General features: G+C 63.2%; 13 protein-coding genes and 1 other RNA gene. 2 read left to right on the top strand and 12 right to left on the bottom strand.

The annotated features are described in order from the left end of the window. The first annotated feature begins 168 nt into the window (after window positions 1–168). The gene (locus THL1_RS09635; protein ID WP_414703731.1) at window positions 169–801 is read left to right on the top strand and encodes a substrate-binding periplasmic protein; all 633 of its coding nucleotides are present in this window, start codon (window positions 169–171) and stop codon (window positions 799–801) included. A 29-nt stretch (window positions 802–830) separates the two neighbouring features. Here the strand turns inward: THL1_RS09635 and ffs are convergent. Continuing rightward, window positions 831–927, bottom strand: an RNA gene (gene ffs, locus THL1_RS09630) — signal recognition particle sRNA small type. Window positions 928–1,242: 315 nt separating this feature from the next. Here ffs and THL1_RS09625 point away from each other — a divergent pair. Next, window positions 1,243–1,542: an HU family DNA-binding protein gene (locus THL1_RS09625; protein ID WP_257785030.1), complete on the top strand. Its 300-nt coding sequence runs from the start codon at window positions 1,243–1,245 to the stop codon at window positions 1,540–1,542. Between the two features lie 45 nt (window positions 1,543–1,587). On the opposite strand, the gene THL1_RS09620 is transcribed toward THL1_RS09625, so the two are convergent. The 11 genes from THL1_RS09620 to cpaB form a co-directional block, all read right to left on the bottom strand. Beyond that, window positions 1,588–2,634 (bottom strand): tetratricopeptide repeat protein, encoded by a 1,047-nt coding sequence (locus THL1_RS09620; protein WP_069083066.1) that lies wholly within the window; start codon window positions 2,632–2,634, stop codon window positions 1,588–1,590. Window position 2,635: 1 nt separating this feature from the next. Continuing rightward, entirely contained in the window at window positions 2,636–3,604 is a 969-nt protein-coding gene (locus tag THL1_RS09615; RefSeq protein WP_069083065.1) for a type II secretion system F family protein, read from the bottom strand. 30 nt (window positions 3,605–3,634) lie between these two features. After that, a complete protein-coding gene (locus THL1_RS09610; RefSeq protein WP_069083064.1) occupies window positions 3,635–4,621 on the bottom strand; it encodes a type II secretion system F family protein in 987 nt (328 codons plus the stop codon). A 4-nt stretch (window positions 4,622–4,625) separates the two neighbouring features. After that, window positions 4,626–6,050, bottom strand: a complete 1,425-nt coding sequence (locus THL1_RS09605; protein ID WP_069083063.1) for a CpaF family protein — start codon at window positions 6,048–6,050, stop codon at window positions 4,626–4,628. Window positions 6,051–6,053: 3 nt separating this feature from the next. After that, a complete protein-coding gene (locus THL1_RS09600; RefSeq protein WP_069083062.1) occupies window positions 6,054–7,271 on the bottom strand; it encodes an AAA family ATPase in 1,218 nt (405 codons plus the stop codon). Continuing rightward, on the bottom strand, window positions 7,265–7,768 hold the full coding sequence (locus tag THL1_RS09595; protein WP_069083061.1) for a TadE/TadG family type IV pilus assembly protein: 504 nt from the start codon (window positions 7,766–7,768) through the stop codon (window positions 7,265–7,267). Before THL1_RS09595 ends, THL1_RS09600 begins: the two co-directional genes overlap by 7 nt. Beyond that, window positions 7,768–8,244, bottom strand: a complete 477-nt coding sequence (locus tag THL1_RS09590) for a TadE/TadG family type IV pilus assembly protein (protein ID WP_069083060.1) — start codon at window positions 8,242–8,244, stop codon at window positions 7,768–7,770. The genes THL1_RS09595 and THL1_RS09590 overlap by 1 nt, the downstream gene beginning before the upstream one ends. An 8-nt stretch (window positions 8,245–8,252) precedes the next feature. After that, window positions 8,253–9,635 carry a Tad domain-containing protein gene (locus THL1_RS09585; RefSeq protein ID WP_414703746.1) on the bottom strand — a complete coding sequence of 461 codons (1,383 nt, stop codon included), beginning with the start codon at window positions 9,633–9,635 and terminating at the stop codon, window positions 8,253–8,255. Window positions 9,636–9,642: 7 nt separating this feature from the next. Continuing rightward, window positions 9,643–9,915 carry a hypothetical protein gene (locus THL1_RS09580; protein ID WP_069083058.1) on the bottom strand — a complete coding sequence of 91 codons (273 nt, stop codon included), beginning with the start codon at window positions 9,913–9,915 and terminating at the stop codon, window positions 9,643–9,645. Between the two features lie 15 nt (window positions 9,916–9,930). Continuing rightward, window positions 9,931–11,439: a type II and III secretion system protein family protein gene (locus THL1_RS09575; protein WP_069083057.1), complete on the bottom strand. Its 1,509-nt coding sequence runs from the start codon at window positions 11,437–11,439 to the stop codon at window positions 9,931–9,933. A gap of 66 nt (window positions 11,440–11,505) precedes the next feature. Next, a complete protein-coding gene (gene cpaB, locus THL1_RS09570) occupies window positions 11,506–12,309 on the bottom strand; it encodes a Flp pilus assembly protein CpaB (RefSeq protein WP_069083056.1) in 804 nt (267 codons plus the stop codon). Window positions 12,310–12,311 lie beyond the last annotated feature (2 nt).

The raw sequence follows: 12,311 nt of genomic DNA, 5'->3' as shown, positions 1-12,311 counted from the left end.
GCGAAGGGCGCCCTGTTCAATCCGCGCGGCAACGGGCATTGTGAAGCACCGCCCCCCAGACGAGGGAGCCCGATGCGCTCATTTGTCCTCGCCCTACTCCTATGCTGGAGCCCCCTTGGCAGCGCCGCCCCGGCGACGTTGCGCTTCTCGGCTGTGGACAGCTGGGCCATGCCCGTGGCCGAGTTCAAGGAAAATCGCCTCGTCGGCGGCATCATCCATGACCTGATCGAGCGCCTGTCGCAACGACTCGACGTGCCGGCGCAAATCCAGGTATTGCCGCGCAATCGCGTAGAGCTGGCCTTGAAACAGGGCGAGATCGATGTGCGCTGCTACATCAGCCCAAAATGGATCGCCAACAGCGAGGAGTACCTCTGGAGCGTGCCCTTCATCCAACAAAGGGACTTGATCGTGGCACGCTCAGCCAGTGAGCAACTGTCCAGCCCGGACAAGCTATCCGGCCAAAGCATCGGCACTGTGCTGGGCTACACCTATCCACGCCTGCAGCAGCTGTTCGATCACGGTGACTTGCGGCGCGACGAAGCACGCAACCAGGAACTCGTCCTGCAGAAGCTGCTGGCGGGTCGCTATCAATATGCAGTGAGCAATGAGCTGGCGCTCGAATGGTTCAACCGGGATCTGCCTAACACGGACCACCTGGTGAACGCCGGCATCCTCGAGGAAGAGCCCGTGAGCTGCCTGGTGCGCAACGACCCGGCACTGCCGGCGCAGCGCATTTTGCGCACACTGTTGCAGATGAAGGAGTCAGGGGAAATCGAGGAGATACTGGCGCGCTACCGTTGAGGATGGGTAGCTGGAGAGATTGGAGGTGACCCCACCAGCCACACCCCGGCACACGATTTCACCGCTGCGGCTGCTCCCTTCCGGGCCTGACCGGGTTCACGGCTGATCGTTGCGGGGGGACCGGCAGGGCCACCATCACGCCGCTCGCCAGAGCGGCGAGCCGCGCCATTGTACCGGCTCTTCGCCAACTTACAACCGCTAAAACCGGTTTCCTTACAAGCACTTGCGAATCAGACCCGGAAACACCCCACCAGCTGCCACGACCGACGATAGGTTGCGTCAAATCGACGCAAGGATTGGGGCCCCGCCAGGTTCTCCCAATCTTTTGTGCTAGCTTCCCCACGGGTTCCGGCGCCCGACCTCAATCATCGCCGCACTAACAGACACGTCACTTGTCTCATCTGGGCCGGCGTGACCGGCCAGGCCACAAGCCAGACACTCATTGAATGGAGCAACACCATGGCAATCACCAAAGACCAGCTGATCTCTGACATCGCAGAAGCCACCGACACCACCAAGGCGTCCGTGCGCGCCGTACTGGAGCAGCTCAGCGAAATCGTCAGCGATTCCCTGGAAAACAGTGATGAGATCACCCTGCCGGGCATCGGCAAGCTGAAGGTCGGCGAGCGCCCCGCCCGCACCGGCCGAAACCCGCAGACCGGCAAGACCATCGAGATCGCCGCGAAGAAAGTGGTCAAGTTCGTACCGGCCAAGGCCCTGACCGACACGGTCAACAAGTAATGAAAAGGGGCAGGCCACTGGCCTGCCCCCTTTCTTCGTTGCCCATCAGGGCAAGGCGACCGGTGCCACCTCGGCGCCTGGTATCACTGCCACTGGTTCTCCCACCGTCGAGTTGCTTCCCAACCCCCTAAGCCGGCGAATCTGCTGAACCCGATTGAGGTTGTCCCAGGCGGTTTCATAGTGCGCGGGCGACTGGTCGATGGCGCTGCGGAAGAATTGCTCCGCCTCATCCAGCTTGCCTTCTACCAGGCAGATGTAGCCGACGTCGTTGCTCGCCTCGGCGCGTTTCTCCACCTGCTCGAATGCCGAAATCGCCTCCTCGTAGCGCCCCATGCGCGCCAGCAGCAGGCCGTAGTTGCGCCAGAGCGACTCGTAGGACGGGTCATTGCTGATGCCGCGCTTGTAGGCCTGCTCGGCTTCAGGCCACTTGCCACCCAGGTAATAGGAATAACCCAGGCTGTTCTGCACCAGCGGCGAGCGGGGGTCGATCTGCATCGCAAGTCGATAGAAGCCTTCGGAAACCGAGAAATCCTCGCGCAGGTCCGCAAGCACGCCCAATCCGTTGTAGACCCGCACCGGGGATTTACTGTCGACCTTGAGCCGGGCGACATCGGCGAGGCTCACCTTGGCGCTGCCGCCCAAGCGGCGCTGATCTTCCCCCACGGCCCTGAGCAGGAACTCCTGGGCTTTCTCGTGATGACGAATGGAAAGATTGAGCAGACCCGACTCGCCAAGGGCGTCGAGATTATCCGGGTCGCTGGCCAGCACATCGGCGAAAGCCATTTCGGCCAACTGGGTATTGCCCCGCTCACGATGGATACGTCCTATCCAGACCAGCGCCGCATAACGCTTCGGGTCCAGTTCGATGGCGCGCAGGTACTGGAACAGCGCCTGATCCAGCTCTCCGACCTGGTAGGACCTGGCTGCCATCAGCATGGCCTGGTCCGGGGAGTCGGCCTGGGTCTGTACCTGATAGAGCACTGAGTTGTCACCACGGTAGACCGACTGGATCCCGCTGACTTTCTCCGGCCCCATGCTCTGGCACCCGGACAACACAGCCAGCGTGGCTAACAGCAGACTGGTTCTGTTCATGTCATAGCTTCCCGAATACTTTGAGGACTCCAACAACAGCGGGTCCTATGGCCACCAGGAAAAAGCTCGGCCACAGGCAGAAGATTAGTGGGAAAACCAGCTTGGTACCGATTTTTGCTGCTTGCTCTTCGGCCGCCTGGGTCCGACGGTCGCGAAACTCCTCCGCATAGATACGCAGCGTATCGGCAACGCTGGTGCCGAAGCGGATACTCTGCGCCAGCAGGCTGACCAGCCCCTGCACATCCTCAAGACCGGTTCGCTCAGCCAGGTTCTTGAGCGCTTGAGCACTGGGAATACCAGCGCGGATTTCCGCATTGACCAGGGCCAGTTCCTCGGCCAACTCCGAATGACTCACCGCCATTTCCTCGGCCACCCGCTCGATGGCCTGGGGCAAGGCCAGACCGGACTCTACGCAGACCACCATCAGGTCCAGAGCATCGGGGAAGGCCACGCGAAGGCGATTGATTCGGGCTTCCTTGCGCTTTTCCACGACTACGGCCGGGACCAGCCAGCCCACCCCCACGGCGACCGCTGCCAGCAGCAGCACAATTGTGAGGGACAGCTTCGGCATCAAAGGAAGTGCCAGCAGCGAAATACCCAGCAGCAGCAGTGGCATGAGCAGGCGAATGGCCCAGTACACCTGCACCGCCGAGGCGGATCGGTAGCCGGCGTGCATTAGCAGCATTCGAGTGGCGGAAGCTTTGCCCTCTTCGCCACTGGCCAGGCGCTGGCCCACCTGCTCCAGCAACAATTGCAAGTTCCCGGGAGGACGCTGCCCGGCCACCAGATCGCCATGGCCGCGCTTGATCATGGCCAGGCGCCGCTGCACCGGGCTCTGCAGGCCGAACACCAGCATGCCGAGAGTAACTGCAGCCAGGATCGCACTGAGGCAAACGGCTCCGAGGAAAATCAGGCGCCCCAGTTGCTGGTCACCCACCGCACCACTGATCAGGCCAAGCAGATAGTCCATGACGCGCTTCTCCTATCTGACTCCCAATACTCAGACCTGGATCCGAATGATCCTGCGAATCCAGAAGATGCCCAACAGCATGGCGACGAAAGCCGCCATCACCATCTTCTGACCCATGGGCTCCTTGAGCAGCAAAGGTATGTAGGAGGGTGTTGTCAGCATGATCCCGGCGCACAGCACGAAGGGAACTGCAACCAGCACCCAGGCCGACATCCGCCCTTCGGCGGACAGCGTCTTGACCTTGCGCTGAAAGCGAAAGCGCGCCCGGATAAGGCTGGCCAGACGCTCCAGCACCTCGGTCAGATTGCCGCCGGACTCCCGGTGAATCAGGATCGAGGTCACCAGCATCATCACCGTCATGCTCGGCATCCGCTCCAGCAGACCGAGCATGGCCCGGCGCACATCATTGCCATAGTTGATGTCGGCAAAAGTCTGACCAAATTCATGGGCGACCGGGCCCTTGTGCTCTTCGGCCACCAGGCGCAGCGTTTCGTTGAAGGGGTGACCGGCACGCAGGGCGCGGCACATGGCATCGAGGGCATCCGGCAAGCCCTCTTCGAAAGCAGCGAAACGCTTGTTGCGGTCACTGGCAATCTTGATGATCGGCAGCCAGAACACCAGCGACGCAACGATCAGCCCCGCCCACCAGAGCTTCAGCGCGAACCAGACTCCTATACCGGAGGCGACCGCCAGGAGCAGGCCAAGCAGCAACACCCGGTAGGAGCGGTACTCATGCCCGGACTGCTCGATCATCTGCGCCAGGCGCTCCATGAACATCAACTGCTCCAGGCTGGCCTCCAAGGGCGAAAGGCGCTTCAGGTACTTCTGCCGCAGCACCGTCTGCATGTTCGGCAGGTTGCTGGCATGTTCGAGCAGGTCCAGCCGCGAGCGGATGCGCTTGCGCACCTTGCTGGCCTCGCCGAACACCGGCACCACCAGCCCCTGACTGAGCAGGAACACCGCAATGAACACCATGCCGAGAAAGGCCAGGATGTACTCGGACGGAATCTGGTTCATGGTGTCAGCCCTCCATCCACTCCGGACGGAACAGGTTCAGCGGCAGCTCGATGCCACGCTTGGCCAGCACATCGCGGAAGGCCGGAATCATGCCACTGGGCCGATGGTCGCCCAGCACCTCCCCGTGCTCGCCGATGCCCCGGCGCTCGAACGCGAAGATCTCGGTCATGGTGATGATGTCGCCCTCCATGCCATTGATTTCCTGCACGCTGACCAGGCGCCGCCTGCCGTCTTCCTGCCGTTCCAACTGGATCACGACATCGATCGCCGAGGCGATCTGCTGGCGCAGGGCCTTTATCGGGAAGGTGGCGCCGGTCATCGACACCATGTTCTCGATCCGCCCCAGGGCATCGCGCGCGGTGTTGGCGTGGATGGTGGTGAGGGAACCGTCGTGGCCGGTATTCATCGCCGTCAGCATGTCCAGCGCCTCGCCCCCCCGCACCTCGCCAATGACGATGCGATCCGGGCGCATCCGCAGGCTGTTGCGCACCAGTTCGCGCTGGTTCACCTCGCCGCGGCCCTCGATGTTCGCCGGCCGGGTTTCCAGACGCACCGTGTGCGGCTGCTGCAGCTGCAATTCAGCGGAGTCCTCGATGGTGACGATGCGTTCGTTGTGCGGGATGAAGCTGGACAGCACGTTGAGCATGGTGGTCTTGCCGGTGCCGGTACCGCCGGACACCAGCATGTTTAGGCGGCCGCGCACGATCGCCTTGAGCACCAGGGCGATGGCCGGCGTCAGGGTGCCCATCTGGACCAGACTTTCAGCGTTCAGCAGGTCGACCGCGAACCGCCGAATCGACAGGCTCGGCCCGTCGATGGCCAGCGGCGGGATGATAGCGTTGACCCGCGAACCGTCTTTCAGCCGCGCATCCACCAGGGGCGACGACTCGTCGATGCGCCGCCCCAGGCTGGAGACGATACGGTCGATGATGTTCAACAGGTGCTGGTCGTCGCGAAAGCGAACATCGGTACGCTGCAGCTTGCCATGGCGCTCGACGTACACCGAAGCATGTCCGTTGACCAGGATGTCGGACACACTGTGATCGGCCAGCAAGGGCTCCAGCGGCCCGAGACCGAGTACCTCGTCAGTGATCTGTTTGATGATCAGTTGGCGACAGCCGGAGTTCACCGGAGCCGAGTGCTCGTCCAGCAGGCGCAGGCAGATCTCCCGAATTTGCCGTGCGGCCTCGGCGGGCTCGAGGGAATCCAGCAAGGACAAGTCCATTACCTTGAGCAACTGCTGGTAGATCTTCTCCCGCCACTCGGCTTCAACCGGATTGAGTTGGGTCCTAGTCTCGTACAAGGTATCCGGGGCACTGACCTCCCAGGCCATCAAGGCGCTGGCGGGTTCCTCGGTCTCGGTAGTTGCTGGCTGCTGGCCTTTCGATCCGGCAGGCTGACGCAGACGATTGCGAAATTCGCTGAGCATGATCTATCCCCTGAACAATCGGCCGAAGGTACGTTTCAGCAAGCCCTGGGTGGCAGTTTCCGTGCCGAGCAACTCCTGGCTCAGTTCACGCAATGCCAGGGTTACCGGCGCCCGCGGCGCACTCAGGGCCAGCGGCACGCCGGTATTCTGGCTTTCACTCACCACCGCATACTCATTGGGCAACTTCTGCAAGTCCGCGCAGCGCAATGCCTCTGCTATATCCTTCAGCGTCACGGGCGAAGCCTTGTTGTAACGGTTGACCACCACCTGCAGGCGGTTTCCCTGCACCCCGAGGTCGTCCCGCAGGATTCGCACCAGGCGCGTGGCATCCTTCAGATGGCTCAGACTTTGCTGCACCACGATGTACACCCGATCGGCCTGCTCCAGGGTGACCCCGGTGATATGGTCGATCTGTCTTGGCAGATCCACCACGACCCAGTCATAGGTGGTTCGAGCCAATCGCAACAGGCTTTCCAATTGCTCCAGCCGCACGTCCTGGGACAGACAGAGTTCACTGGAGCGCCCACCGAGCACGTGCAGCTCCGGACTGAAGTGGCTGCAGAAACCTCGCAACGCCACGCCGTCCAGTTCGTCGACCTGCTGCAATACATCCAGGTGGCTGTGGAAGGCCCGCACATCCAGATAATGGGAGACGCTGCCGAACTGCAGGTCCAGGTCCAGCAACAAGGTGCCCTTGCCCGCGGCGCTGAGCTGTTGGGCGAGATTGCAGGCCAGCAGGGTCGCCCCGGATCCGCCCTTGGCATTCATCACAGCGATGAGCTTGCCGCCCGTGGAGCCACCACTACGGGACTCCACCAGCATGCGACCGAGGGCCGCGCGCAACTCTTCTTCCGCGACGGGTTCGGGCAGGAAGTCACGTGCGCCGGCCTGCATGGCCAGGCGTATGCCATCACGCTCGTTTAGCGGGCCGCACACCAGCAGGGGCGGACGCTCCTGCGCGGGACGCTGCAGCAGGGCCGCCAGTTCTTCGCGCCAGAGATGGCTGACGCGCAGGAGCAGGAAGTCGGGCATCTGCTCCAGCCCGTAGAGCGGGTCGGTATGTCCGTTGGTCACCAGGCGCGTGCTCACCAGCAGGCCCGGCAGGCGCTGGCAGCACCCCTGGAGATGACGCAGTGCCGCCGCGTCGCGGCTGCTGATCAACAGCCGCTGGCCCTGTTGTCCTACCGGGTGGACGGTCGAGGCGCCTCTGATGTTCAGCATGGCGTGATCTCCGGTAAGGCGTCCGCCTCGGCATGGCGGCCGAGGCTTTCACGGGGGAAGGTCGACCTGAACTCCTGCAATGTGATGCTCCCGCCAAGCACCGGGATCAACAGGTCGAAACTGAAGTTCTGCAGCCGCAACTGGACAAAGCGGATGGCGCGGAATCCCGTGGCACCGCTCAGGTCGTCCGGACTGGCGACGGTCGCACCGTTCTCGTCCAGGTAAGTCAAGGTCAGATCAGCCGTATCCAGACTGCCGATCAGGCTGCTGGCACCGCTGTCCGTCGCGGCATTGAAGATTGCACGGCGCAGGATGCGCGGATCGCGGATATCGCACACCGCTGCCAGACGGGCGCCGCGACGCACGGTTTCATTTAGGGCATTGACGGTGAAGTACAGGCGCCCCATTTCCAGAACAGCAAAAAGCAGGATGAACAACAACAGCCCGATGACGGCGAACTCCACCACGTACACCCCGCGCATCCGATGCATGTTCATCACAGCGCCCTCATGACGGAGGTAGCGACCAGCGGAAAGTCCAGGCGGACCTGGCTACCGACCAGCGCAGGAATGCCGCTGCCGATCAACGGCTGGAAGCTGTAGCTGATGCTCACCTGCACGTGGTCAGTGGTGCCGGCCACTGCGGAAACCTGGACATTGGCGGTAGTTAGCCCCGGCACCACCGGCTGCGCACCGGTCTGCGCCACGGGTACGCCGTAAACGGCCAGGTTCTTGGTTTCCGCCTGCAGACCGGCACTCAGGTCAACTTGTCCAAGGGTCCGGTTCCATGCCTTGCCGGCCACATAGCGAACCGCATCGCGATTGGCCTGCAGCAGGCTGTTGTACTGGAACAGCAGCCGACCGAACTCGCCGATGGCCAGCAGCAGCAGGAGCAGCAGCGGCAGCGCAATAGTGAACTCCACCATCGCTACCCCGCGCTGGCCTTGCGGGCCCTTGCCTGCATGAGGTCCCATGAAGCCTCCTACGAGTCGCTGCTCGGTGTCCGGCTGTTGTCGATGTAGGTCTTGTACAGCTGGATGATCTGCGGGCCGGTTTCATCGGCGGGATCTGGCCCGGGCAGGTCATCGCCCTCGCACTCGCGGATGAACTGGCCGAGGATCCAGGCCCGCCCGCCGTGCTGCTCCATCGGTTGCAGCACGAAGAAGCAGCCGAAGCCGAGCACGCGCACCGAGGCCGTGCCGCCATCGGTGCCCGTGCAGTGGCCGATGACGATCTTCAGCATGCGCCGCTCAAAAACCCCATTGCTCCGGCAACCGGAACTGGAGGGGTTATCGACGCATGCCGAGGTATTGGTTTTCCAGTCGTTGTAGTCGAAGAGCCCGACGCCCGCCGCCGTGCTGATGTTGCCGGAGGCGTCCGTGGATACCTGCCCGCCACCCGAACCGAGGAAGGACACGGCATCGGTGTCGAGATCAGGTTCCAGCGCGGGCTTGCCATTGCCTAGCTTGTTGTAGTCGACGACCAGGTCCGGGGGGTACTGCTCCGGACTCAGGTTGCCTCCCTGGTAGTCGCCGAAACGGGTGTTCAAACCCTGCACGGAAGGGCCTACGGTATTGCCGGGCTTGGTGGCCACATTTTCGCCGATCTCCGGGCAGAGGGTTCCGCCCCCCGCCAACTGCTCCCTGACAGTGCTGCCGCCGGAACCGAAGTCCAGCAGTTGAAAATTTCCGGGCCCGATTCCCGAGGTGCCGTTCTTCGAAGTCTTCAACACCTCCAGGTCGCCAAAGCGATAGCCCCAGAACATGCCGTTGTCCGGATCGTTCTGGCCAGGGCTGGTATTGCCACAGACCATCAGCGGCGCCAGATCGCAGGGACTGGTCGGGCTCGGGCCGGCGGTAGCGATTGCCTCGACGGCCTTTGCCGGGTTGGTACCACCAATCACCCGCAGGACGCCCCAGAAGATACCCGCCAGCGGATAGTTCGGTACCGACACTCGAACATAGCGAGGACTCTCGCCCACGGGGCCGTCGAAGGAGAAAGGCCCGTATACGCTGGCTGACTGCGTCACCACGGCAAAGCCGGAATTGGCAGCCAGGGCCTGGGCCAACTCGTCATTGCCGCTGGCGCTGGCGTTCCGCGCCAGGGTGTCCAGCGCCGCTTCCCGCGCCAGGCGGGCGGCGTCCGGCGAGCCCTGGACCTGGAGGAGGGTCTTGGCCCCGCTCAGGGCCGCCGCATCCACTGCATTCTGCAGCCGGGTCTTGTTCAACAGCATGTGCCCGCCGTCCAGCGCCAGGGCGGCCATGGCCAGAATAGCCAGAAGCGCCACCACGACCAGCACGATTACCGCACCGCGCTGGTGACGGGGCATCCCGGTGAATGGTCCAGGGGTACGCGGGCTCATGATTGGCCTCTCAGTCGCCGATATTGATCTGGATGGGCTGACCGACCTTTTCCGCGTCGCCCGTTGCCCCCCGGTAAGCATCCATGGCCTTCTCCGTCAACGGGCCATCCATACCGGCCGACGACACCTCGGTGCCCGGATTGGCGGCCCGCTCCTTGTCGGCAATCTGCTGGTAAGTGGTCTGGTAGACGCTGTAACCCAGAGGCCCCACCCGGCCTTCTTCATAGGTCATGCAGCCGGAAAGTCCGGCAACCAGCAGACACAGGGGAATCATTCCTTTCATGCTTGCGGTCTCCGACTAGTTGAGATCGTGGCCGAAGCGGCCTTCGCTGACGCCGAGGCTGACCGGGACCGCCCTGCCGGGCTCACGTCCCTTGGTCTTGCCCAGCAGGTAGAAATCCAGGTCACTGGGCTCGACGAACTTCTCGGTGGGCAGGCGCACGGTCTTGGCGTCGATGGGCTTGGCCAGATGCGGAGTGACCAGGATCACCAGCTCGGTTTCGCCATTCTGGAACTGCTGGCTGCGGAACAGGTGGCCGAGCACCGGCAGGTCGCCTAGCCCCGGGAACTTGCTGACGAAGTCCCGGGTGTTCTCGCTGATCAGGCCGGCGATGGCGATGGTCTGGCCATTGCCCAGCTCGACCGTGGACTGCGCGCTGCGCTTGGTCAGCGAGGGGATCACCTGGGTGACCCCCTGACCAAGGATGCTCTCCAGCCCGGTATCCAGGGCCAGGGCGTTGGCGTTGGACAGCTCGCTGACCGACACATTGAGGTTGAGGTTGATGCGCCCGGCGTCCAGCACCACGGGCATGAACTTCACCCCGACGCCAAATTCCTTGAACTCGATAGTGATGCCGTCGTCCTCGGTGATGGGCACCGGGAACTCGCCGCCGGAGATGAATTCCGCCTGCTGCCCGCTCAGGGTGGTGAGGGTGGGTTCGGCCAGCACCTTGGCCGAACCATTGTCCTTGGCCGCCTCCAGCACCACGTTGAAGAGGAACTCGTCCGAAAGGAACTGGGCCAGGAAGCCCTTGCCACTGCCGAACAGGGTGGTCGGATTGATGTTGCCATCAGCATCGAAGCCGAGCCCCTGTCCATTGTTGAAGCCACCAGTGGACCAGCGGCTGGAGGAGCCGAAGTCCAGAGCGTTGAAGCGCACGTCCAGGCTCTTGAACAGGCTGCGCTGCATCTCCGCCACCTTCACCTCCAGCATCACCTGCTGGCTACCGCCGACGCTGAGCAGGTTGATCACCTCCAGGGACTGAGTTGGCGCTGCCTGGGCTTCCTCGCCTTCGCCCTGGACAACGCTGGCGCTCTGCGCAGCGTAGGTCTTGGCCACCTTCACCGCCGTATCCATGGCCGATGCGCTGCTGACCTGGCCACGCAGCACCAGGGAGCCCTGGGCGCTGAACACTTCGATGCGCTCGTTGGGCATCAGTTGGTGCAGCTTTTCCTTGAGCCCACCGAGGTCGTGCACCACGTCCAGGTCGAGGCTGTCGATCAGGCGGTTGCTGTTGTCCCAGAGCAGCACGTTGGTGCTGCCCAGGGAGCGCCCCAGCAGATAGAGCTGGGTCGGGCTGGTCATGAGCAGGTCGGCCACCTGCGGGTTGCCCACCGAGATGCGCTTGACCGGCGCCCGGGTGGTGAGGATGCGTGCCTTGTAGATCGGCACCTGGATCCGGCCGGTACTGGCCGTCGGCATGGGCGCGGCCATTACCGGTGGCTGCGCCGCATCCAGGGGGGCCGGCTGCAGGGTCCAGGCCAGCAGGAGCAGCGCCAGGGTTCCAACTTTCCGAATGTTTTGCATAACCCTCTCCTCGTGTGACTGGTCACTGACTGCGCCGTCTTTGCGCCGGTAGGCGAAAGTACTGGCCTAGAGTTGAGCCTTCGCCACCTTTACTTCTGTGCCACGGATGATGATCACACCGTAGCCACCATCGCTGCGGCGCACTATTGGTCTAGGGGCGGCGGGTACGGGAGCTGCCTGCTTTGTCGCCGCCGCAACCTTGGATTCGGGCTTCTTCTGGTCGTCCAGCGGATTGCGCAGGGCCAGTTGCAGGCGGCCCTCGGTCATGGCCTTGACCAGGATTTCCGCTTCTTTGGGCGACATCTCCAGGGTCACGGCGCGCACCACCACCGGCTGAGTCTTGTCGGTACTGGCGGTCTGGTCCACGGCCAGCACGCGCAGGTCTTCGAGAATGGTCTTGGACTCAGCTTCACTGTTGTTGCCAACACGCTTGGTGGCCAGTACATCGACCCGGTTGCCCGGCAGCAGGAAGCCACCAACGCCGACCACATCGTCGACGCGCACCGTCACTGCACGCTTGTCGGACTCGATCAGCGAGGCCAGGGTGCTGCCGCCCAGGTGCTCGGCCAGCCTTGCCTCACGCAGGATGTCCCCCCGGAGCATGGAAAAGGTGGCGATCTTGCCCACCACCTTTTCGGTGGCGTCGAAGGCATCATCCGGCACCGTGTCCCTGGGCATGCGTACCAGGGTCACCTGCTGGGCCTCGACCATCTGCCCGAAGGGGATCTCCACCGTGGCCACGACCACGGCCTGCAGGTTGTCGTCCGGACTGGCGTTGAGCTTGGCGCTCAGCCAGTTGTTGGCCATCCAGGCGGCGCCAAGCCCCAGGAGCAGGGACAGGGCAACCAGGGTAAGGGTTCTTGCGCTCATGT

Origin of the sequence: Pseudomonas sp. TCU-HL1 (genome assembly GCF_001708505.1) — a bacterium.
In the GTDB taxonomy this organism is placed as follows: Bacteria; Pseudomonadota; Gammaproteobacteria; order Pseudomonadales; family Pseudomonadaceae; genus Metapseudomonas.
Note: the sequence above shows the minus strand (reverse complement) of the source record. Positions and strands in the feature narration are given on the sequence as shown.